This window comes from Pseudomonas sp. RIT-PI-a, assembly GCF_001187875.1.
GTDB classification, from domain to species: Bacteria; Pseudomonadota; Gammaproteobacteria; order Pseudomonadales; family Pseudomonadaceae; genus Aquipseudomonas; species Aquipseudomonas coleopterorum.
In genome coordinates this window covers 41,400-62,574 of sequence record NZ_LGIR01000003.1, presented here as the reverse complement: position 1 = coordinate 62,574, position 21,175 = coordinate 41,400, and the positions used below count along the sequence as shown (strand labels likewise).

Genomic DNA, 21,175 nt, shown 5'->3' with positions numbered 1-21,175 from the left:
TATCAGGTAGAGGCCCAGCTCAGGCTGCCGCGTACCATCCCGATGGACTCCAACGGCAGGCACTGCCTGAACGCCTCGCCGATGGCGGATTTTTCCGCGATCAGATGCCCATTCACAGTGGGGCATACGGCAAAGTTGCGCAGCTGCGCCAACACCTTCAGGTACGGTAGGCGTGTCTGGATGATGTCGTTCAACACCCGGGGGCCGGTCATGTAGCTCAGCCGTCGAGCGTGTTGGGCAAAGGCCTGCGGGTCGGCCTCCCGGTCCGGGCGGCTGTGATAGAAATCCTGGTTGGCTTGGTACCGTGCGTGGATCTCGTCACTGATTGCATCCAGCGTCGGATTGCCAGCGTGGCTGCCGATGAAGCTGTTGTTGAATTCATGGCGCATGCCCATCAGTTCATTGGACACGGGCGTGGACAGCACCAGGCTTTCGGGTGTCGCCAACAACCGTGCTTCGTCGAGATGTACGGCGGGCGCACCGAAAGCAACGCCTTCGTATTCGGCCCGCTGGCCCGGCTGCAGCAGGTTGTCATCCACATCCATGTACACGCCGCCTTCGGCCTGCAGCAGGCGATAACGCAACACGTCGCAGGCCGACGCATAGTTGGTGGCCACGCCGCCGTTGCCATCGAGTGCGGCCTGGTATTGGGCGAAGTATTGGCTGTCGGCGAACTGGGTATAGAACGGCTGCTGTTCCAGCGCGAGGATCTTCAGGCCCGGGGCATGGCGGGCCAGTCGTTCGACATTCTGCGCGTAGACCTGCGGGTCTGTCTGGGTCAGGTACAGCTGGTAGTCATAGGCAGAGTTTTTGACGATGGCCGCGTTGTTACCCAGGTTTTCCAGGATTTGAGGTCCGATAAGCTTGTTGCCTACCCATACGCAGGAAATCTTCTTCGGAATCGGCGTGCCACCTTCAGGTTTCAGATCGCTGAGATTGACGGGCAGTTTCAGGTCCACACCGAGGGCCAGCAGGGTGTCTTCTCGCTGCTTCAGGCTGGCAGTGGCTGGCGCTGCCACGTCCACCATCTGGCGACCCTGTGCTGGCGCCTGAAGATGACGTAGCTCCACATCGTTCAAGCCCGAACGCGGTACGAAGGTGTTGGTTTCCACATCCCAGGCCAGTGAGGTGAGGTAGCCATCCACCTGGCTTTCCAGAACGTCGTAGCCCCCGTCGTATTTGGGCAGGCGGATGACCGCTTCGCCGATTCGAGGGTCGCCTCCGGGCAGCGGCTCGACATGGGAGGGTAATGAAAAGAACGCTTTCAGCTCGTCTGCCGACAAGACCGGCAGGCGCGGCGGTGCGGTGGGGCTCAAGGGGTAGCCGATCTGACCGTTGATTTTGCGTGGCGGCACGAAATCCTGCGGCTCGTAGGCCGGCACCATGGCGGGATCTTCGAAGCGAAAGATCGACGCCTTGAGCGTCGCCATGTGCAACATCGGCAACGCATTGAGCAGACCATAGACCTGGCCTTCGGCGCCCTCCACGCGCTGCTCCAGGGTTTTGGCCTGTATCGTGGCGTCCAGCGCCAGCCCGAACTGCGCGAACCCTCCCACCGCGAACAGCGGCGCGAGTTCCGGCACGATGCAGGCCAGCGGCGCCAGTGTGTTGATGGCCGAACTCAAGTAGTGCCGCCACTGTGCTTTTTCCACGTCGCGATCACGGGTGATGATGAAGTCGGCGTCCTGATAGCAGCGCTTCTGCTGACGCTTGGTCAGCGCGGTGAAGACATCGCCGGTAATCGCAGGACTGTGCTTGTCGGGCTTGTAGTTGATGGTGGACTGCGGATGCCAGACGCCGCTGGTGGCGAAACCGGCGTGGCTGTCAGGCAGGCGATCAGCGTCAGGGTAGTGTCCCAGTCCGCGCAGAGCCGTGGCCAAACCGCTGAAGCTCAGGCCGTCGTCCACATCGCGTGGCGCGAAATGGGCCTGCAAGGCCTCACGTTTGGCGGTATCCCGGCACTGCTCGGCGATCCACACCTTCATGCAGGGCTCGTCGACGAACTCGTGCAACGGCGCGCTATTGCCGGAGATGTACAGTACGGTCAGACCGGTGTGCGCATTGCTCATGCACAGAATATCCGTGGCCGGATAGCCATAGATGTTCAGCGGCGCCACGCGCATGACCGAGCGAGTCTGCGCCGTTCGGCCGTAATTCGACCAGCGTGGCGGGGGCACCAGGCCTGCCACTTGCCAGGTCAGCCGCTGGCCGGCAGCCGACAGGCTACCTTGCATGGCCTGACGGTTGCTCGCGGCCATGAAACCCAGCAAAGCTGCCTTGCGATAGGCCTGGAAATGTTCGCGCCAGAAAGCATCCAGTGTCTGTTTGTAGGGCGTGTGAAAGTCCTGCTCCCAGATGAATGCCTGCAAGCTTTCGGCGGGCAGGTTCAGGCGATTGCCGGCGTCGTACCGCATTGGATGGGTACGTCGGTACAGGCCGTTGAACACTTGGTAATCCTGACCGTATTGCGGTGCAGCGCGGCTGTGCAGTTTATCGGTGATCAGCAGCGGCGTTGGCGGTGGGTGTCCAGCCCAGGGTGAATGCAGGAGGGCGCCGAAGAGGTTGTTGGTCGATTCGCCTTGCCAGTTTTCGATCAGTGCCTGGCTCAGGGACAGTTGCTGGACCACGACGGCCTGCCAGATACCCCGATGCTGCTGGTAGTGCAGCGTGACAACGTCGATCTGGTCGGGATCCAGGATCATGCCGCAGCGTTTGGCCCACTGGGTCAGGGCTGCGGCAGCGCAATGGTCGGGCCGCGGCAGTTCGGGTGCGAGCGCGCGTGCGAAGGCAACGGCGTGGGCGTTGATAGCGGGAGTGTTGGCGTGCATGAAAGGCTCCAAGGCCTGCTGTAGAGGCCTTGGAGGGTGGCGTTATGGACGACCGCGAGCGCGGTGATTATGTAGGGGAGGTATCAATCAGGTGTGCGCCCAGCTCAAATTGCTGCCGACCTGGGAAAACCGGTTCAGCGGGGTCAGTGCCTGATAGGCTTCGCGGAACCCGGACCAGTCGAGCACACCCGTGTTGTCCCTTATCGGCAGTGCCGAGATATTCCACACTTCGCGAAACTGCGCCAGCTCGAGTAGCCGGTGAGTAATGGCGTCGTTTAGCGCGCCGGGGCCGCTGATATGGTTCAAGTCGATGGCATAGCGATGGAAACCCTCCAGATCCTGGCGCGGATCCGGACGGCTGTCATAGAAATCCGGTTGTGCCTCGAAGCGTTCCAGCATGGTGTCCGATATCGCATTCAAGGTCGGGTTGCCTGCGTGGCTGCCGATCATGCTGTTGCCATACTGGATGTTCATGCCCAGGGTTTCGTTTGACATCGGCACGGACAGAATCAAGCCTCTGTTCGAGGTCTGCAGGGGCACCGCGTCGATGGACTCGGCGGGCTGCCCGAGCGGCGTTCGCTGCCCAGGCCGCAGAATGCTGTCATCCATGTCCATGTACAGCCCGCCTTCGCTGTAAAGCACTCGATAACGCAGCACATCCGATGCCGACGCGAAATTGGTACCCACGCCGCCATTGCCGTCGATGGCAGCCTTGTATTGACGGTAGTAGCGGCTTTGTTTGAACTCAGCATAGAGCGGCTGAGATTCAAGCGGCAGGACCTGCATGGACGGCGCGTGCTGGGCCAGTAACTCGACATTGCGCGCATAGACCTCGGGCGAGGCCGTGGAGAGGTATATGCGATACGCGTAATCGCTTTCGCGCAACAAGGCCGCATTGCGCCCTACATTCTCCAGGAGCGGCTGACTGATCACCTTGTCGCCCACCCAGATGCAGGAGATCTGCTTGGGAATGGGTTTCATCGCCGGCGGTCGCAACTCGCCAAGACTCATGGGCAATATCAAATCGACCCCCAGGCCCTGCAGGGTCTCCATGCGCTGGGCATCGGTGACCGGGCGGTCGACGTCCTTCAGGCGCGTCAGTGACCGTTCACCGGGCCGCGGTGCGATGTAGTAGGGTGGTTCGATCTCGTTGAGGTCCGAGCTGTGGACGAAGGCGTTATATTCGATGTCGTAATGGACGTCGGCCACATAACCACCGATTTCGCATTCCAGAACATCTTTTTTGCCACTGTAGCTTGGCACTCTGATCACTGCATCGGCGATGTCTCGAGGCGCTTCGGCGACGGGTGCCACGGCGGTGGGCAGGCTGAAGGCCTCCTCCAGAATCGGTTCGATCGGTGGAAGGTGTGGCGGCTGGACCGGGCTCAAGGGGTAGCCGATCTGACCATTGATGCGTGCCGGGATGACGAACTCGGGTCGCTTGAAACGGAAGATGGCCGGCCGTTCCGGGATCTGCACGTGCAGCAGGGGCGTCGCGTTGAGCAGGCCCCAGATGGCATCGTCCGCGCCTGCTGCGCGCTGCTCCAGGGTTTTGCCGTTGATCGCCCGATCCAGACCCAGGCCCAGTTGAACGATGCCGCCCAAGGCAAAGATCGGCGCCAGTTCCGGCACCACCATCGCAATCGGTGCCAGGGTATTGATTGCCGAGGTGAAATAACCGCGCCATTTTTCCTTGGTCACCGAGCTGTCGGTGTTGATGATGAACTCGGCATCCTGCTCGCTGCGCTTCTTCTGATGGCGAGCCATGGCCATGAACAGGTCGCCTTCGATGGGCGGGCTGTATTTGCTGGTCCGGTAATTGACCGTGTCGTGCGGCACCCACAGGCCGCTGGTGGCGAAACCGGGATGCTTGTCAGGATCGAAATGGTGATAGCCGGGGTACAGGCCCAGCCCCGTCAGCGCGGTATTGAGTCCGCTGAAGCCCAGCGTATCGGCCTCGTCACCGGGTGGAAAATGGTCTTCCAGCGCTTGACGGGTACGTGGGTGCCAGCACTGCTCGGCCACCCAGCGTGCCATCGACGATTCGTCGGTGAACTCGTGGAACGGCGCGCTGTTGCCAGGGATGTAAAGCAGGGTCAGCCCCGTCTCGTTGTTCTTCAGGCACAACAGGTTGGTGGCGACATAACCGTAGATGTTCAGACAGGCGACGTGTACGCCATGTGGACGCGGCAGCAGGCCGGCGACCTGCCAGGCCAGGACGCGGCCGGCATCGGAGAGGCTGGCTTCGCTGATCTGCATGTTGCAGGCGGCGATGAAATTGACCTTGGCCGCATCGCGGTACGCCTGCAGCCCGTCTTTCCAGTAGGTCTTAAGCATCTGCTTGTAGGGTTTGTGGAAGTCCAGGTGCCAGATGAAGCTTTGAAACGCCTCGGCGCCCAGGCGCACATGGTGCGCCGCGTCATAGCTTGCCGGGCTGACCTGCCGATAGAGGCCGTTGTACACCAGGTACTCGGCGCTGTTGTCGAACAGGCTGTGTTCGTCCAGGTGGTCGACCAGGGTGATCGGATAAGGCGGTGGATGGCCCGCCCAGGCCTCGTGCAGCGCAGCGCCGATCAGGTTGTTGTCCGACTCGCCCTGCCAGTTGGACAACAGTGCCTGAGTCAGGGTGAGCTTCTGCACGACACGGGCGATGCAGCGTTGCCCCTTGATTTGATAGTGCAGGGTAACGGCATCGACGTTGTCCGGGTTCAGGTTCAGGCCCTGCTTCAAGGCCCACGCGCGCACCGCGTCGGCGGCGGCGCGGTCGGGCCGGGGGTAATCCTTGAGGGAGTCGCGGACGGCTTGAACGCCATGTGCGCTGATGAATCGGGAAGTCATGGCGATATTCCTCTGTAGGCACGGAAAGTCGTGCCAGGCCATGATTCGGTTGGCGCAGCCAAGGGACGTGGTAACTATGTAGGGCAGCGGCTGCCGGTGTGGCCGGGGAACCGGTCTCGGGAGGGCCTTGGAGACGCCGGACGCAGGCTTGATCCAAAGCCTTGGAAAAGCCCCAAGGCCCAGGTGCTACGGGGCCTTGGGGGTGATGTCGCGCTCGCTCGGCGCGGGCGCAAGCTCGAACCCGGCAGGGGTCTTGCCCTGCAGGTGCCAGGCGAAGGCGATGATCTCTGCGATGGTCAGATACAACTCGTGGGGGATGCTGTCGCCCAGTTCCATGCGTGCGAGCATCTTCACCAGCTCGGCATTTTCGTAAACCGGCACTTCATAGTCGCGGGCCATCGCCAGGATCGCTTCGGCCAGCTCATCGTCGCCCTTGGCGGTAAGGGTAGGGGCCTTCTGGCCGTCGTAGCGCAGGGCGATGGCTTGGCGCGGGGCTCGTTCGCTCATGCGGTTTCATCCACCCAGCGTTGCTCCAGTCGCGTCCGTGCACCTTGCGGTGCGCTGCCTTGATGGCATTGCAGATCAGCCACGTTCAAGCCGGTGGCTTGCAGGCGCTGGCGCAAATTGTCCAGTTGGTTCTCGATCAGCAGGGCGGTAGCCGGACGCTGTGCCCACAGTTGGCTGGACAGGCTGCCGTGGGCCAGTTGCGCCTGCACCTGAAGCGGGCCCAGCGTGTCCAGATCGAAGGCCAGGTCCAGCCGCCAGATCTTTTCCTGGGCGGGCCTGGGCTCGTTCTTGTCAGGGGGCTGCTGGTCCGGTGGCGGGTCTTCGCGTTGCACCTTGACCTGCAGCGGGATGAAGTCGTGCAGATGGCGCATGGGAATTTCCAGTTGCCAGGTGGTCTGCGTGGCCCCATCGGGGGTGCGCCCGGTTTGCTCCAGACCGGCGAGCTGATGGCTCTGCAGCCGCGCCACCGCTGCACCGGCCAGGCGCAGCAGGTGTTCGAGGTCGTCTTCGCCTTCGCCTTTCTGCGCGGTACGGGCGGGCAGGGGGAAGCTCACCGGCACGGTCTTTTCGCTGACCTGCCCCCAGGCATTCAGGGCATTGCGCACCCGGCCCGGCAAGACCTGAGCGAGGACATTGGCCGCCACCGCCGGTTGTGCCGCCGGATTGGGCAGCGCGCCCGGCGCGATCTGCGCCATCAGGCGCAGCAGCGCCGACTTGAGATCGGGGGCCGGTTGTCCGTTGAGCAGATTGGCTTCCAGAAACGCGCCGCTGGCGACCACGGCCTGGGCGACGGTTTTCGGATCGGCCATCTGCTGCACCTCCGGCAGGCTGGCCAACAGGCGTTCCAGGCCGGCGCGGGTCGGCGGCGCCAGGTCGGGGTTCTGGCTCAGGTTCTGCACCAGGCTCAGCAGGCTGTCGAGCGAACCCTGCCGGGCTTGCTGGGCCCCCAGTTGCTGGGCCACGGCCAACTGGTCCATGCGCCCGCTCAAGGGCACGAAATTCAGGCTCTGGTCACTCATCACCTGGGCGCTGAGCAAACTGCCTAGGCGCAGCGGCTGGGGGCTCTCGATGGCCAGAATGTTGCCGGCCTGGGCGGTGTTGAGCAAGGTCACCATCGCTTTGTACACCGCTGGTTGCCCGGCGATCTGCGGCAACATCTGGCTGCTGCTGACCTTGCCCTGCAACAGCGTACCGACCGGCAGGGCCTGGGTGTCGATGCGTGTCAGGGTCACCGGTGCGCCATTGCCGCGTTCCTGGGTAGTGACCAACGCCGCGCCACCGGCCAGGTGCGAGACCAGCAATGCAGTGCCTTGGGGCACGGGCTGCAGGCTGCTGGCGGTGATCGTCGCCACGCCGCCGCCGGCCAGACTCAGGCGCAACAGCAACTGAAAGTCCTGCGCGCCGGCCTTGACCGACACCACTTCGGCATCGACCGTCTCGCCCAGGGCCAGCAGGCTGTCCAGGGGCTGGGTGATCTTCACCGTCTCGGTGTTCGACGCACTGACGCGCGCGGCACCGCTGGCGGTGGGAAGCGCGGCGAGGTTGCTGATCAGGTCAGGCATGATGAAACCTGTGTCGGTTACGCCCTTGGGCAGAGACTGCGCATGTATAATGCGCGGCCACGGCGGCCGGCTCTGCTACACAGCGCCATGGGAGTATAGCGGCCTTGCCCTGCGAAACTTGAGTGCGGCACAGTGCCGTAACCTGCGACCGAACCCGATGAGGCGGATTTTTGACCCCATACCTGCACGCCACCGATCTTGCCTGCGACCGCGATGGGCGCCTGCTGTTCGAGCATCTGCAGGTCCAGGTGGCCGCGGGCGACATGCTCCAGGTGTGCGGACCCAACGGCTGTGGCAAGACCAGTCTGCTGCGCGTGCTGGCCGGGCTGATGCAGCCCGCCGATGGGCAGGTCGTCTTTGCCAGCCCGGCGCTGCACGCGCAGCGCAGCGAGCGTGGCGGTCAGCTGCTGTGGATCGGCCATGCGACGGGTATCAAGGATGCCCTCAGCCCCGAGGAAAACCTCGCCTGGCTTTGTGCGCTGCATACGCCCGCCAGTCGAGAGCAGATCTGGACCGCCTTGGCGGCGATCGGTCTGCGCGGCTTCGAAGACGTGCCGTGCCGTATCCTTTCGGCGGGTCAGCAGCGCCGCGTGGCGTTGGCCCGTCTGTATCTGCCCGGCCCGCCGTTATGGATTCTCGACGAACCCTTCACCGCGCTCGATGCGCAGGCGGTCGAGCAGTTGGAGCAGCACCTGGTCGATCACTGCGAGCGAGGCGGCATGGTGGTGCTGACCACACACCATGTGCTGGGGCAGACACCGAATCGCTACCGGCGACTGGAACTGGATGCGAACGCGGCATGAGTGTCTTCGTCCTGTTGCTCAAGCGCGAGGCGCGACTGCTGTGTCGGCGACCCGCAGAGCTGGCCAATCCTCTGGTGTTTTTCGCCATCGTGGTTGCGCTGTTCCCGCTGGCCGTCGGACCGCAGATGCAGCTGCTGCAAAGTCTGTCCCCAGGCCTGGTGTGGGTGGCCGCGTTGCTGGCGGTGCTGCTATCGCTCGACGGGTTGTTTCGCAGCGATCTGGAAGACGGCTCGCTCGAGCAATGGGTGCTGTCCGAACACCCATTGCCAGTGCTGGTGCTGGCCAAGGTGCTGGTGCACTGGGCGTTCTCCGGGCTGGCGCTGGTGCTGGTTTCACCGCTGCTGGCCCTGATGCTCGGCTTGCCTGAACGATGCCTGCCGGTGCTGCTGGCCTCGTTGCTGCTCGGCACGCCGGTGCTCAGCTTGCTGGGCGCGGTGGGGGCTGCGCTGACCGTCGGGCTCAAGCGCGGTGGTCTGTTGTTGGCCTTGCTGACGTTGCCGCTGTACATCCCGGTGCTGATTCTGGGCACTGGCGCGCTGCAGGCGTCGTTGCAGCAGCTGCCGACCGCTGGCTACCTGTTGTGGCTGGGCAGCCTGACGGCACTGGCCGTGACCCTGGCGCCCTTCGCGATCGCGGCCGGGCTCAAGATCAGTGTCGGCGAATGAACGGACGAGGCCGGGTGTGCGACCGGCTCATGCTTTTGAATACGGGGTCATGAAGAACAAGGTGATGAACTGGACGTGGTTTCACAAGCTCGGCTCGCCCAAGGCGTTCCATGCCCTGAGCGGGCGCTTGCTGCCCTGGCTGGGCCTGGCGGCGGCGTTGCTCATCAGTGCAGGTGTGGTGTGGGGCCTGGCCTTCGCTCCGCCGGATTACCAGCAGGGCAACAGCTTTCGCATCATCTACATCCACGTTCCTGCGGCCATGCTTGCCCAGTCCTGCTACGTGATGATGGCGCTGGCCGGTGTGGTCGGGTTGGTCTGGAAGATGAAGATCGCCGACGTCGCACTGCAATGCGCCGCCCCTGTGGGCGCCTGGATGACTGTGCTGGCGCTGGCCACCGGCGCCATCTGGGGCAAGCCGACCTGGGGCAGTTGGTGGGTGTGGGATGCGCGCCTGACGTCCATGCTGATCCTGCTGTTTCTGTACCTGGGGCTCATTGCCCTGGGCCAGGCCATCGGCAATCGCGAGAACGCGGCCAAGGCCTGCGCAGTGCTGGCCATCGTCGGCGTAATCAACATTCCGATCATCAAGTACTCGGTGCAGTGGTGGAACACCCTGCACCAGGGCGCCACCTTCAGCCTGACCGAAAAACCGGCGATGCCCGCGCAGATGTGGCTGCCGCTGTTGCTCACGGTCCTGGGTTTCTATTGTTTCTTCGGTGCGGTACTGCTGCTGCGCATGCGCCTGGAAGTGCTCCGGCGCGAGGCTCGCAGCCGCTGGGTTCAGGAATACCTGGCCGATGAACTGAAACCGAGGGTCGGCCCATGAGCTTAACTTCGTTCGCCGAGTTTCTGAGCATGGGCCGCCATGGCGTCTATGTCTGGTCGGCCTATGGCCTGTGCCTGCTGGTACTGATCGTCAACGTGGTCGGGCCGCTGCTGGCCCGGCGACGCTATCTGCAACAAGAGGCGCGACGCCTGCGCCGGGAGGGCCGACCGTGAAACCGCAACGGCGCAAACGCCTGACGCTGATCCTCTCCCTGGTGGCCGGCGTCGCCCTGGCCGTCGGACTGGCCCTTGGCGCATTGCAGCAGAACATCAACCTGTTCTACACGCCAACGCAGATCGCCAATGGCGAGGCGCCGACGGGCACGCGCATTCGCGCCGGTGGCATGGTCGAAAAGGGCTCGCTGCAACGCTCCGGCGACTCGCTGGATGTGCGCTTCGTGGTCACCGATTTTCAGCACAGCGTCACGATCACCTACCGTGGGATCCTTCCCGATCTGTTTCGCGAAGGGCAGGGCATCGTCGCTCTGGGCACCTTGAACGCCGACGGCGTCGTAGAGGCGGATGAGGTACTGGCCAAGCACGATGAAAAATACATGCCGCCGGAGGTCACCAAGGCCTTGAAGGATTCCGGCCGAATGGGAGCTTCACAATGATCGGTGCTCTGCTGGTGCCCGAGTTGGGCCACTTGGCGATGATCCTGGCGCTGTGTCTGGCCCTGGTTCAGGCCAGCGTGCCCTTGGTGGGCGCATGGCGCGGTGATCGACTGTGGATGAGCCTGGCACGGCCGGCTGCCTGGGGCCAGTTCACCTTCCTGGTATTGGCATTCGCCTGCCTGGCCGCGAGCTTTCTGAGCGACGATTTTTCCGTGCGCTACGTGGCCGAGAACTCCAACAGCGCATTGCCCTGGTATTACAAGTTCAGCGCCGTATGGGGTGCCCACGAAGGCTCCTTGCTGCTGTGGGCGCTGATCCTGGGCGGCTGGACCTTTGCCGTGTCGATCCGCTCGCGGCAGTTGCCCCAGGTCATGCTGGCGCGGGTGCTGGCAGTGATGGGCATGATCAGCGTTGGCTTCCTGTTGTTCCTGATCCTCACGTCCAACCCCTTCACCCGCGTGCTACCGCAGATTCCGGCCAACGGTCGCGACCTCAACCCGTTGCTGCAGGACATCGGTCTGATCGTCCATCCGCCGATGCTGTACATGGGCTACGTGGGTTTTTCGGTCGCCTTCGCCTTCGCCATCGCCGCGCTGCTGGGCGGCAAGCTGGACGCTGCCTGGGCCCGTTGGTCGCGCCCCTGGACCATGGTGGCCTGGAGCTTTCTGGGCATTGGCATCACCCTGGGTTCGTGGTGGGCGTACTACGAACTGGGCTGGGGCGGCTGGTGGTTCTGGGACCCGGTGGAAAATGCCTCGTTCATGCCTTGGCTGGTCGGCACTGCGCTGATCCACTCCCTGGCGGTCACCGAGAAGCGCAGCGTGTTCAAGAGCTGGACGGTGCTGTTGGCCATTGCTGCGTTTTCCCTGAGCCTGCTGGGCACATTCCTGGTGCGCTCCGGCGTGCTGACCTCGGTGCACGCGTTCGCCTCGGATCCGACCCGTGGCGTGTTCATTCTGATCTTCCTGCTGTTCGTGGTGGGCGGTTCATTGACGCTGTTCGCGCTGCGCGCGCCGGTGGTCCAGAGCCACGTGGGCTTCGGCCTGTGGTCGCGGGAGACCCTGCTGCTGGGCAACAACCTGATCCTGGTGGTGGCCGCTTCGATGATTCTGCTGGGCACCCTGTACCCGCTGGCGCTGGATGCCCTGACCGGCGCCAAGCTGTCGGTCGGTCCACCCTATTTCAATGCGCTGTTCGTACCCCTGATGGCGTTGCTGATGCTGGCCATGGCCGTTGGCGTGCTGGTGCGCTGGAAACACACGCCGACCGCCTGGCTGCGTGGCATGCTGGTGCCGGTACTGCTCGGCAGCGCCGTGCTGGCGCCGCTGGCCGCCTGGTGCCTGGGGGATTTCGCCTGGCCGGTGCTGAGCACGTTCGCCCTGGCGGCCTGGGTGGTGCTGGCCGGGGTGCGCGACTTGCACGACAAGACCCGTCACAAGGGCCTGCCCCGCGGCATTGCCGGCTTGCCGCGCAGCTACTGGGGCATGCAGCTGGCTCACCTGGGCATTGCCGTCTGTGCCCTGGGCGTGGTGTTGTCGAGCCACAACAGTGCCCAGCGTGATCTGCGCATGGCGCCAGGCGATGCGGTCGATCTGGGTGGCTATCAGTTCATCTTCCAGGGCGCCGAGCCTCATCGGGGGCCGAATTTCAGCGCCCAGCGGGGCAGTGTTCAGGTCCTGCGCAATGGCGTGCAAGTGAGCCTGCTGCATCCGGAAAAACGCTTGTACAGCGTGCAGCAATCGGTGATGACCGAGGCTGGCATCGATGCCGGCTTCACCCGCGACCTCTATGTCGCGCTGGGTGAACCCCTGGGAAACGGCGCGTGGGCGGTGCGGATCCACGTCAAGCCGTTCGTGCGCTGGATCTGGCTGGGTGGGCTGATGACCGGTCTGGGTGGCTTCCTCGCCGCACTGGACCGGCGCTATCGCATCAAGGTCAAGGCGCGTGTGCGTGACGTATTGGGCAAAGGGGCCGTGGCATGAAACGTTGGCTGTTGGCGGTGCCGCTGGGCGCATTCCTGGTGCTGGCCGTGCTGCTTTACCGCGGGCTCTATCTTGACCCCGCGCAGTTGCCGTCGGCCCTGATCGGCAAGCCGTTTCCCGAGTTCAGCCTGCCTGACACCCAGGGCCAACGAACGCTGACTCGAGTCGATCTGCTGGGCAAGCCGGCGTTGGTCAATGTCTGGGGAACCTGGTGCGTGGCCTGCCGCGTCGAACACCCCGTGCTGAACACGCTGGCCGAGCAGGGCGTGCTGATCTACGGCATCAACTACAAGGATGACAACGTGGCAGCACGGCGCTGGCTGGCCGATTATCACAACCCCTACACGCTGGACATCAACGACAAGGACGGCAGCCTGGGCTTGAACCTGGGCGTGTACGGCGCACCGGAGACGTTCCTTATCGACGCCAGGGGCGTGATTCGCCACAAGTGGGTCGGGGTCATCGACCAGACCGTTTGGCGCGAGCAACTGGCGCCGTTGTACCAGGCGCTGCTCGACGAGGCCCGGCCATGAAGCGCTGGCTGCTGCTGTCGATACTGCTGTTGAGCCTGTCCGGCGTGGCACGGGCTGCCATCGATACCTATCAGTTCGCCAATGACCAGATGCGCGAGCGCTTTCACCAATTGACCCAGCAACTGCGTTGCCCCAAGTGCCAGAACCAGGACATCGCCGATTCCAATGCACCTATCGCCGGTGACCTGCGCCGTGAGATCCATCGGCTGTTGACCGAGGGCAAGGATGACGGGCAAATCATCGAGTTCATGGTCGATCGCTACGGTGAGTTCGTCCGTTACAAGCCAGCGCTGACCGCGCGTACCGGGCTGCTCTGGTTCGGCCCGGCGGTTTTGCTGGTGGTCGGCGTGGGCGTGATCGCGGTGACCTTGCGACGTCGGCGCAGGCAACCCGCTACCAGCCCGCGTGATCTCGACCCCGCCGAACGCGCCCGTTTGGCCGCGTTGCTCGCCCAAAAACCGTTGGATGATGACCGCCCATGATCGATTTCTGGCTCGCTGCCGGCCTGTTGCTGCTGCTCGCCCTGGGCTTTTTGCTGGTACCGTTGCTGCGTGCCCGTCGCACCCAGCCCGAGCAGGACCGCACCGCCCTCAACGTGGCGCTGTACCAAGAGCGCCTGGCCGAACTGAATACGCAACAGGCTGCAGGCGTATTGACAGCCGCTCAGTTGGAAAGCGGCCAGGCCGAAGCCGCCCGCGAGTTGCTGGCCGATACCGAGGGCGGGGAAGTGGTCGCTGACACCCGTCTGGGCCGCTCGATACCGCTGGCGGCTGCGATTCTGGTGCCGGTGCTGGGGCTCGTGGTGTACCTGCACTATGGCGCCAGCGACCAGGTTGAGTTGAGCCGCGAGTTCGCCGTACCGCCCACGTCCATGGCGCAAATGACGGCGCGCCTGGAACAGGCGGTGCAGATGCAGCCGGAGGCGGTGGAGGGGGTGTACATCCTGGGTCGGACCTACATGGCGCAGAACCGGCCGGCGCAGGCAGCCGAATTGTTCGAGCGCGCCGCAAAACTCAGCGGTCGTCAGCCAGAGGTACTGGGGCAGTGGGCGCAGGCGCTGTATTTCGCTGCAGGCAAACAGTGGTCCGAGCAGATCCAGGCACTCACTGACGAAGCCCTGCTGGGTGATCCGAAGGAAGCCACCAGTTTGGGCTTGCTCGGCATCGTCGCGTTCGAAGGGCGCGATTTCGACAAGGCCATCGCTTACTGGGAGCGCCTACTGGCCACCCTCCCGGACAAAGACCCTGCGCGCACGGCATTGCTGGGCGGAATCGAACGTGCCCGCGGCCAACTGGGCGCCGCTGGCAAGTTGCCTGTCGCCGAGCCCGCTCCGGTACGCGCCGTATTGAAAGTGCAGGTGGCCTTAGCACCCGGTGTGGCGGCCAAGGTGCAGCCCGGCGACAGCGTGTTCGTCTTTGCTCGCGCGGTGTCCGGGCCGCCCATGCCACTGGCGGTCAAGCGCCTGACGGTGGCTGACCTTCCGGCTCAGGTCGAGCTGGCGGACAGCGATGCGATGATGCCGCAGCTGAAACTGTCGAACTTTCCCGAAGTCCAACTCATCGCCCGGATATCCAGGGCCGGCCAGCCCACGCAGGGCGAATGGCTGGCGCGAGGTGCGCCGATCGCCAGCGACAGCGCCGCCGTGCAGCAATTGATGATCGACAGCCCTGACCTGTAGAGAGATGCCATGAACCGTTTAGCTCGAATGGCCGTCATCGGCCTGGCCCTGGGCATGAGTGCCTGCGCCGTGCAGCGCCCGTCCGAACCTGCGCCGCAGCCACCGGTGCAGACCTTGCCACCGACAGGACCGAGCACCGCGCCCACTCCAGCCCCACCTGCGACGCCCACGCCACCCGCGCCCAAGCCGATGCCGCGGACCTCGGCCAGCTTCGCCCCGCCTCCGGGCGGTGCCAGCCACTGGGACCCGAGTCTGGGCGTGTATGTGCTTGAAGATCAGCCCGACACCTACTATCGCCAGCGCACCTACTACCGCTGGAACGACGGCTGGAGCTGGGCCACCAGTCCCAAAGGCCCATGGGAAGCCACCGATACCACCGGCGTGCCGGCTGGCTTGGGACGCAAACATCCCTGAAGCACGGCAGGCGCGAGTCAGTTCTGCATGATCTGACCCACCAGGCTCGCCACCCGCTCGACCCCGCGGGCACTCAAGTGGTCGTGGTCCTTGTACCACGACCCACTGTCACCGATCAGGCACGTTTGTGGGCTGCACAGCGCTTCATCGAGGCTGACCAGGCGAATGCGTTCGCGCGCGCTGTCGGCGGCGAACAATGCGCGTGTGTAGTGCTGGAACTGCAGGTGTTTCGCGTAGGGCACGGACAGCCGGTCGAGCAGCCGTTGCGTGTGTTCGGCATCGTCCCCCTTGTCGCGCGCCAGACGATAGTAGAGCTGCTTCGGACTGGTCTGCTGTTGCGGTGCCTGAGCCACCACGTAGACCTGTGCGCCCAACGCTCGGTAGGCATCGATGGTCCGTTCCAGGGCTTTTTCGAATACCGCGCGCGAGGCCTCGCGGGTGCGCGCCTGGCTGGCTTGATCCACCAGGAAATAGCCGCTCATGCGGTTCTGGTCGTAATCGCCATCGGTGTACAGCGTCCAGCGTGAAACCAGCACCACCGTCTTGATGCCATGGGCCTTCACATAGTCGTACTCGCGCTGGGCCAATGCCGGGCACGCCCCTGGCGCATAGTTGCCCACCGCCACGTCGACGCCCAGCAACGGCGGGCAGCCACCCATGCCAATGTGAGCGATGCGCCGGTCGTACCGCTTGCCTGCGGTATCGAACGCCGGCAACAGGGCTTCGGCATGGCTGTCGCCGAACACCGCCACATCCGCAGCCTGCCGCTGGCGATCGGCACCGAACAGGCAGAAGTCCATGCCCCAGCCCTTGCCATCATAGTTCGTGTCGCAGGCATCGCGGATATGTGGGTCTTCGAAAGCGGTCATGATGCTGGGATCGACGTCGAAACGCTGGCTGAAGCCATTGTTCACGAAGCCGGTGATGCCTAACGCCACGAACAGTAACGAAGCGCTGGCACTGTAACGCCACAGGCGCGCAGCAGGCACGTGGCGTCGGTCGCGAAAGGCGCGTTCGACAAAGCGCCAGCTCAGCCATGCCAATACCAGCGACAGCCCGCTCAAGCCCAGCATGGTCGTTGGAGTGGGCGCCACCAGGCTGTTGTTGCGGGCGAAAGCGAACAGCGGTTGATGCCATAGATAGGCGCTGTAGCTGATCAGTCCGATGCCTACCAATGGGCCGCTCGCCAATACCCTTCCGACGGAGTTACCCGGATGAGCGAAGAGGATCACCAATCCTGCCCCAACGGTGGGCAGCAAGGCATTGAAACCGGGAAACGCCGTGGCGTGATCAAAGGCAAGCACGCCATAGCCGATCATGGCCACGCCTAGCAGACTGCCAGCCTGCGCGTGCCAGGACGAAGCGGTCGAGCGTGGTCGCCTAGCGAGGTAGAAGGCGATGAAAGAGCCCACCAGCAGCTCCCACGCGCGTGCGTGCAGCAGGTAGAACGCGGCCACGGATTCCTGGCGGGCGCCATGCTCGGCCAAGGCCAGACTGGCCAAGGCGAGCACGGCCAGTATCGCCACCACGGTGCGCCGACCCAGGCGCCACCCAGCCATCAGCAGCAATGGGAAGAGCAGGTAGTACTGCTCCTCAACCGCCAATGTCCAGGTATGCAGCAGAGGTTTCATCTCGGCGGCAGCGTCGAAATAGCCGCTTTCGCGCCAGAACAGCAGGTTCGACGAAAACAGCGGCACCGCCGCCAGGCTCTTGCTGAAAGCCTTGAGGTCCGGCGGGGCCAGCCACAACCCCGCCCTGGGCAGACAGACAAGCAACATCACGAACAGCGCCGGCAGAATCCGTCGGGCCCGACGCTCGTAGAAGCGCAGCAGGGAGAAGTCGCCTTTGGTCATTTCCGCCAGGATGATCGAGGTGATCAGATATCCGGAGATCACGAAGAACACGTCGACCCCCACGAATCCGCCGGAAAACAGGCTGAAGCCGGCATGGAACAGAATCACCGGCAGCACGGCAAGCGAGCGTAGGCCGTCGATTTCCGGGCGGTATTTCAGTGCGGCATCCGATGATGTGGTCATGATGATCGAACTCGCGCCAACGCTGGAGCGCGCGCGATGAAAAACCATCGGGCAGGCTACCGCCGAACGTTGGACGTAGGAAAGAGAAGGGAGGAGAAGCGAAAGGCAGGGCGTTACAGGCGAGGTTTTACCCCAAGCCTGCAACGCTGTCCAGCGGTGGAGCGATCGTTTACTGGCCGGTATAGATCTGGTCGAACACGCCGCCGTCGTTGAAGTGGGTCTTCTGCACGCTGCGCCAGTCGCCGAAGGTTTTCTCCACCGAGAGGAATTCGACTTTCGGGAAGCGATCGGTGTACTTGGCCAGCACTGCAGGATCACGTGGGCGCAGGTAGTTGTTGGCCGCGATTTCCTGGCCTTCCGGCGACCACAGGTACTTCAGGTACTCGTCGGCCGCGGCACGCGTGCCCTTTTTGTCGACGACCTTGTCGACCACGCTGACGGGGGGTTCGGCCTCGGCTGAAACGCTGGGGTAGACCACTTCGAACTGATCGCGGCCGAACTCGCGGGCGATCATTTCGGCTTCGTTTTCGAAGGTGATCAGCACATCGCCGATCTGGTTGGTCATGAACGTGGTGGTCGCGCCGCGTCCACCGGTGTCCAGGACCGGTGCCTGCTTGAACAGCTTGCCGACGAAGTCGCGGGCCTTGTTTTCATCGCCACCGTTCTTGAGCACATAGCCCCAGGCCGACAGGTAGGTGTAGCGGCCGTTGCCGGAGGTCTTGGGGTTGGGGACGATGACCTGCACGCCATCCTTGAGCAGGTCAGGCCAGTCCTTCAGCGCTTTTGGGTTGCCCTTGCGCACGATGAACACGGTCGCCGAGGTGAACGGTGCGCTGTTGTTCGGCAGGCGCGTGACCCAGTCGTCGGGGACCAGTTTGCCGTTGTCAGCCAGGGCATTGATGTCGGTGGCCATGTTCATGGTGATGACGTCAGCCGGCAGGCCGTCGATCACCGAACGCGCCTGCTTGCTCGAACCACCGAAGGACATCTGCACGGTGATGGCTTCGTTGTGTTCGGCTTGCCAGTGCTTCTGGAACGCACTGTTGTAGTCCTTGTAGAAGTCGCGCATCACATCGTACGAGACGTTGAGTAGGCTGGGCGCGGCCTGGGCCAGGCCGGTCAGGCTCAAGCCTGCTGCCAACAGCGAGGCACCGATCAATTTTTTCACTGCAGTTCCCTCTTCGAGCGTTCTTGGAAATAGGCGGCATTATGCCTGCGCCCCGTGGCCAGGCGTTATGGGGGCGATTAGATCAAAAAGGGCGGTGCTTATACCGCTTTCTTGAACAGCGCATTTCCACACTGGGAGCAGAACGAGGCTGTCTGTTCGTGGCTGCTTTTGTGGCACACCCCGCACTCGTGCTGCAGGCCTTCGCTGCGCATGGCGTTGGCCAGTTCGGCGGTGAAGATGCCGGTGGGCACGGCGATGATCGAATAACCGGTGATCATGACCATCGCCGAGAGCACCTGACCGATCGGCGTGGTCGGCACGATATCGCCGTAACCTACCGTGGTCAGCGTGACGATGGCCCAGTAGATGCCCGTGGGGATGTTGGCGAAACCGTTCTGCGGGCCCTCGACCACGTACATCAAGGTGCCGAACACCGTGACCAGAGTGGTGACGCTCACCAGAAACACGATGATCTTCTGCTTGCTGCCACGCAGAGCCGCCAGCAGGTAGTTGGCCTGCTTCAGGTAAGGGCTGAGCTTGAGCACGCGGAAGATCCGCAGCATGCGCACCACGCGCACGATCATCAGGTACTGGGCGTCGCTGTAGTAGATGGCCAGGATGCCGGGGACGATCGCCAGCAGGTCGATCAGGCCGTAGAAGCTGAACGCATAGCGCAGGGGCTTGGGCGAGCAGTACAGGCGCAGCAGGTACTCCACGGCGAAGATGAACGTGAAGCCCCATTCGATCCAGGCAAACAGGTCGGCGTATTGGCTGTGCACCGTCTCGACGCTGTCGATGATCACTACCAGCAGGCTGGCGAGGATGATCAGCAACAAGGTCTTGTCGAAGCGGCGTCCGGCAGGGGTGTCGCTCTGGAAGACGACGACGTACAGGCGATCACGCAGAGTGGTCATGGCAAAGGGGTTCCCAAGAAGGCGCACAGCGTAGGAGCTTTGCCGCGTCGGTGCAAGGCTGTGCGCCGACGTCGTCAGCGGGTCTGGCGAGGTGGCGCTATTCCGGCGCGCAGCCCTTGAGCACCAGTCGCGTGATGGTGTCGATGGCTGCTTCGTAATCACTGTCGTCGAGCTTGGCCTTGCCGGTGATCGAGGCGATCTGCCAGTCGAAGTCGGCGTAGGTCTGCGTCGCGGCCCAGATGCTGAACATCAGATGATGAGGGTCCACCGGAGCAATCTGCCCACGATCGATCCAGGTCTGCAGACACTGGATGTTGTGCAATGCCTGGGCGTTGAGCTGCTCGACCTGATCGGCGCTCAGGTGCGGCGCGCCGTGCATGATTTCGCTGGCGAACACTTTCGAGGCGAAGGGCAGGGCGCGGGAGATGTGGATCTTGGAGCGGATATAGGCGCGCAGCACCGCTTGCGGCTCGCCGGCCGTGTCGAACGGCGTGGAGGCCTGCAGGATTGGCGTGATGATGCTTTCCAGCACCTCGCGGTAGAGGTTTTCCTTGGACTTGAAGTAGTAGTAGACGTTGGGCTTGGGCACGCCGGCCTTGCTGGCGATGTCCTGGGTCTTGGCGGCGGCGAAACCCTTGTCGGCGAATTCTTCGCTCGCCGCACGCAGGATGAGGGCCTTGTTGCGCTCGCGAATACTGCTCATGGTGGGCAAAGATCCTTGTTTCTGCGCAGTGGCATCCGGCCGCGCCGGAGGGTCTGCGATGGTAGCACCGGCCTTGCCGAGCGCTCAACAACGGCCCGCCGGGGAACTAAGCCGGTGTCCCATGCGTCAGCCACCTAACTCACCCATAAGGATGCTCCCCGTGGCCGCAGGCAATTTGCTGACGCTTCTCGACGATATCGCGACCCTGCTCGACGACGTTTCCCTGGCCGCAAAGAAAACCGCTGGGGTGCTTGGCGACGATCTGGCGCTCAACGCCCAACAGGTCACCGGGGTCAAGGCGGATCGCGAACTGCCGGTGGTCTGGGCAGTGGCGAAGGGCTCCTTGCTGAACAAGGCGATCCTGGTGCCGGCGGCGCTGTTGATCAGCGCGTTCGCGCCGTGGCTGATCACGCCCCTGTTGATGATCGGCGGTGCCTATCTGTGTTTCGAAGGTTTCGAAAAGGTGGTGCACAAGTTCCTGCACAAGGACTCGGCTGCTGACCTCGAGCAGCGCAAGGCTGCCATGGCCGATGCCAAGGTCGATATGGTCGCGTTCGAGAAGGACAAGATCAAAGGAGCGGTGCGCACCGATTTCATCCTTTCGGCGGAAATCATCGTGCTGGCTTTGGGGGTGGTGTCCACGCGGCCCTTCCTGGACCAGGTCGGCGTGCTGGTGATCACGGCGGTGCTGATTACCGTCGGTGTTTATGGGCTGGTGGCCGGCATCGTCAAGCTTGACGATGTGGGGCTTTACCTCAAGCAGAAAACCGGATCGGCCAGCCAGGCGTTGGGCAATGGTCTGCTGTGGCTGGCACCGGTGTTGATGAAGGTGTTATCGATTCTGGGCACCATCGCCATGTTTCTGGTGGGTGGCGGCATCATCGCCCACGGCCTGCCATTCGTGCATCACATCAGCGAAGCAGCGGTGGCGTTGGCCGGTGGCGGCGTGATGGGCACGGTGGCCAGCACCTTGGTGGACGCGTTGACCGGTATTCTTACCGGCGCCGTGGTCCTGGCTGTTGTCACCCTTGGCAAAAAGCTCCTCGGCAAATCCTAGCCCCTGTAGCAGCGGCGCAAGCCGCGTCCGGCCACGACGCGGTCCGAC

The 21,175-nt window shown here is 63.5% G+C and carries 19 protein-coding genes; 11 read left to right on the top strand and 8 right to left on the bottom strand.

Going from position 1 to position 21,175, the window contains the following annotated elements; translation table 11 throughout:
- Window positions 1-2: 2 nt before the first annotated feature.
- The 4 genes from AC788_RS00945 to fliK all read right to left on the bottom strand — a co-directional run bounded on the left by AC788_RS00945 (window position 3) and on the right by fliK (window position 7,735).
- Entirely contained in the window at window positions 3-2,828 is a 2,826-nt protein-coding gene (locus tag AC788_RS00945; RefSeq protein ID WP_049858772.1) for a dermonecrotic toxin domain-containing protein, read from the bottom strand.
- An 87-nt stretch (window positions 2,829-2,915) separates the two neighbouring features.
- A complete protein-coding gene (locus tag AC788_RS00940) occupies window positions 2,916-5,666 on the bottom strand; it encodes a dermonecrotic toxin domain-containing protein (RefSeq protein ID WP_049858771.1) in 2,751 nt (916 codons plus the stop codon).
- A gap of 186 nt (window positions 5,667-5,852) precedes the next feature.
- Window positions 5,853-6,173, bottom strand: a complete 321-nt coding sequence (locus AC788_RS00935) for an EscU/YscU/HrcU family type III secretion system export apparatus switch protein (protein ID WP_049858770.1) — start codon at window positions 6,171-6,173, stop codon at window positions 5,853-5,855.
- Window positions 6,170-7,735 carry a flagellar hook-length control protein FliK gene (gene fliK, locus AC788_RS00930; RefSeq protein ID WP_049858769.1) on the bottom strand — a complete coding sequence of 522 codons (1,566 nt, stop codon included), beginning with the start codon at window positions 7,733-7,735 and terminating at the stop codon, window positions 6,170-6,172. Before fliK ends, AC788_RS00935 begins: the two co-directional genes overlap by 4 nt.
- 170 nt (window positions 7,736-7,905) lie before the next feature.
- Here fliK and ccmA point away from each other — a divergent pair, with 170 nt between their 5' ends.
- The 10 genes from ccmA to AC788_RS00880 all read left to right on the top strand — a co-directional run bounded on the left by ccmA (window position 7,906) and on the right by AC788_RS00880 (window position 15,249).
- Entirely contained in the window at window positions 7,906-8,538 is a 633-nt protein-coding gene (gene ccmA, locus AC788_RS00925; protein ID WP_049858768.1) for a cytochrome c biogenesis heme-transporting ATPase CcmA, read from the top strand.
- Window positions 8,535-9,203 (top strand): heme exporter protein CcmB, encoded by a 669-nt coding sequence (ccmB, locus tag AC788_RS00920; protein ID WP_049858767.1) that lies wholly within the window; start codon window positions 8,535-8,537, stop codon window positions 9,201-9,203. The genes ccmA and ccmB overlap by 4 nt, the downstream gene beginning before the upstream one ends.
- Window positions 9,204-9,264: 61 nt before the next feature.
- Window positions 9,265-10,029: a heme ABC transporter permease gene (locus tag AC788_RS00915; protein ID WP_177327934.1), complete on the top strand. Its 765-nt coding sequence runs from the start codon at window positions 9,265-9,267 to the stop codon at window positions 10,027-10,029.
- Window positions 10,026-10,202, top strand: coding sequence for a heme exporter protein CcmD (gene ccmD, locus AC788_RS00910; RefSeq protein WP_049858766.1), 177 nt, complete (start codon window positions 10,026-10,028; stop codon window positions 10,200-10,202). The genes AC788_RS00915 and ccmD overlap by 4 nt, the downstream gene beginning before the upstream one ends.
- Window positions 10,199-10,642: a cytochrome c maturation protein CcmE gene (gene ccmE, locus AC788_RS00905; protein WP_049858765.1), complete on the top strand. Its 444-nt coding sequence runs from the start codon at window positions 10,199-10,201 to the stop codon at window positions 10,640-10,642. Before ccmD ends, ccmE begins: the two co-directional genes overlap by 4 nt.
- An 11-nt stretch (window positions 10,643-10,653) precedes the next feature.
- A complete protein-coding gene (locus AC788_RS00900; RefSeq protein ID WP_161804278.1) occupies window positions 10,654-12,624 on the top strand; it encodes a heme lyase CcmF/NrfE family subunit in 1,971 nt (656 codons plus the stop codon).
- The gene (locus AC788_RS00895) at window positions 12,621-13,157 is read left to right on the top strand and encodes a DsbE family thiol:disulfide interchange protein (protein WP_049858763.1); all 537 of its coding nucleotides are present in this window, start codon (window positions 12,621-12,623) and stop codon (window positions 13,155-13,157) included. The genes AC788_RS00900 and AC788_RS00895 overlap by 4 nt, the downstream gene beginning before the upstream one ends.
- Window positions 13,154-13,639 (top strand): cytochrome c-type biogenesis protein, encoded by a 486-nt coding sequence (locus tag AC788_RS00890; RefSeq protein WP_049858762.1) that lies wholly within the window; start codon window positions 13,154-13,156, stop codon window positions 13,637-13,639. The genes AC788_RS00895 and AC788_RS00890 overlap by 4 nt, the downstream gene beginning before the upstream one ends.
- On the top strand, window positions 13,636-14,835 hold the full coding sequence (ccmI, locus tag AC788_RS00885; RefSeq protein WP_049858761.1) for a c-type cytochrome biogenesis protein CcmI: 1,200 nt from the start codon (window positions 13,636-13,638) through the stop codon (window positions 14,833-14,835). The genes AC788_RS00890 and ccmI overlap by 4 nt, the downstream gene beginning before the upstream one ends.
- A gap of 9 nt (window positions 14,836-14,844) precedes the next feature.
- A complete protein-coding gene (locus AC788_RS00880) occupies window positions 14,845-15,249 on the top strand; it encodes a hypothetical protein (protein WP_049858760.1) in 405 nt (134 codons plus the stop codon).
- A gap of 17 nt (window positions 15,250-15,266) precedes the next feature.
- On the opposite strand, the gene AC788_RS00875 is transcribed toward AC788_RS00880, so the two are convergent.
- From AC788_RS00875 to AC788_RS00860, 4 genes are all read right to left on the bottom strand, one after another.
- Window positions 15,267-17,285: an acyltransferase family protein gene (locus AC788_RS00875; protein ID WP_049858969.1), complete on the bottom strand. Its 2,019-nt coding sequence runs from the start codon at window positions 17,283-17,285 to the stop codon at window positions 15,267-15,269.
- 169 nt (window positions 17,286-17,454) lie between these two features.
- Window positions 17,455-18,453 (bottom strand): sulfate ABC transporter substrate-binding protein, encoded by a 999-nt coding sequence (locus AC788_RS00870; RefSeq protein WP_049858759.1) that lies wholly within the window; start codon window positions 18,451-18,453, stop codon window positions 17,455-17,457.
- A 98-nt stretch (window positions 18,454-18,551) separates the two neighbouring features.
- Window positions 18,552-19,367 (bottom strand): ion transporter, encoded by an 816-nt coding sequence (locus tag AC788_RS00865; protein WP_049858758.1) that lies wholly within the window; start codon window positions 19,365-19,367, stop codon window positions 18,552-18,554.
- A 97-nt stretch (window positions 19,368-19,464) separates the two neighbouring features.
- Window positions 19,465-20,070 (bottom strand): TetR/AcrR family transcriptional regulator, encoded by a 606-nt coding sequence (locus AC788_RS00860; RefSeq protein ID WP_049858757.1) that lies wholly within the window; start codon window positions 20,068-20,070, stop codon window positions 19,465-19,467.
- Between the two features lie 160 nt (window positions 20,071-20,230).
- On the opposite strand from AC788_RS00860, the gene AC788_RS00855 reads away from it, so the two are divergent.
- Window positions 20,231-21,127 carry a DUF808 domain-containing protein gene (locus AC788_RS00855; protein ID WP_049858756.1) on the top strand — a complete coding sequence of 299 codons (897 nt, stop codon included), beginning with the start codon at window positions 20,231-20,233 and terminating at the stop codon, window positions 21,125-21,127.
- Window positions 21,128-21,175: the final 48 nt, after the last annotated feature.

Coding starts and splice junctions, on each gene's coding strand:
- AC788_RS00945 (WP_049858772.1), bottom strand. CDS start 2,828: ATGCACGCCAACACTCCCGCTATCAACGCCCACGCCGTTGCCTTCGCA.
- AC788_RS00940 (WP_049858771.1), bottom strand. CDS start 5,666: ATGACTTCCCGATTCATCAGCGCACATGGCGTTCAAGCCGTCCGCGAC.
- AC788_RS00935 (WP_049858770.1), bottom strand. CDS start 6,173: ATGAGCGAACGAGCCCCGCGCCAAGCCATCGCCCTGCGCTACGACGGC.
- fliK (WP_049858769.1), bottom strand. CDS start 7,735: ATGCCTGACCTGATCAGCAACCTCGCCGCGCTTCCCACCGCCAGCGGT.
- ccmB (WP_049858767.1), top strand. CDS start 8,535: ATGAGTGTCTTCGTCCTGTTGCTCAAGCGCGAGGCGCGACTGCTGTGT.
- ccmD (WP_049858766.1), top strand. CDS start 10,026: ATGAGCTTAACTTCGTTCGCCGAGTTTCTGAGCATGGGCCGCCATGGC.
- AC788_RS00895 (WP_049858763.1), top strand. CDS start 12,621: ATGAAACGTTGGCTGTTGGCGGTGCCGCTGGGCGCATTCCTGGTGCTG.
- AC788_RS00890 (WP_049858762.1), top strand. CDS start 13,154: ATGAAGCGCTGGCTGCTGCTGTCGATACTGCTGTTGAGCCTGTCCGGC.
- ccmI (WP_049858761.1), top strand. CDS start 13,636: ATGATCGATTTCTGGCTCGCTGCCGGCCTGTTGCTGCTGCTCGCCCTG.
- AC788_RS00880 (WP_049858760.1), top strand. CDS start 14,845: ATGAACCGTTTAGCTCGAATGGCCGTCATCGGCCTGGCCCTGGGCATG.
- AC788_RS00875 (WP_049858969.1), bottom strand. CDS start 17,285: ATGACCACATCATCGGATGCCGCACTGAAATACCGCCCGGAAATCGAC.
- AC788_RS00865 (WP_049858758.1), bottom strand. CDS start 19,367: ATGACCACTCTGCGTGATCGCCTGTACGTCGTCGTCTTCCAGAGCGAC.
- AC788_RS00860 (WP_049858757.1), bottom strand. CDS start 20,070: ATGAGCAGTATTCGCGAGCGCAACAAGGCCCTCATCCTGCGTGCGGCG.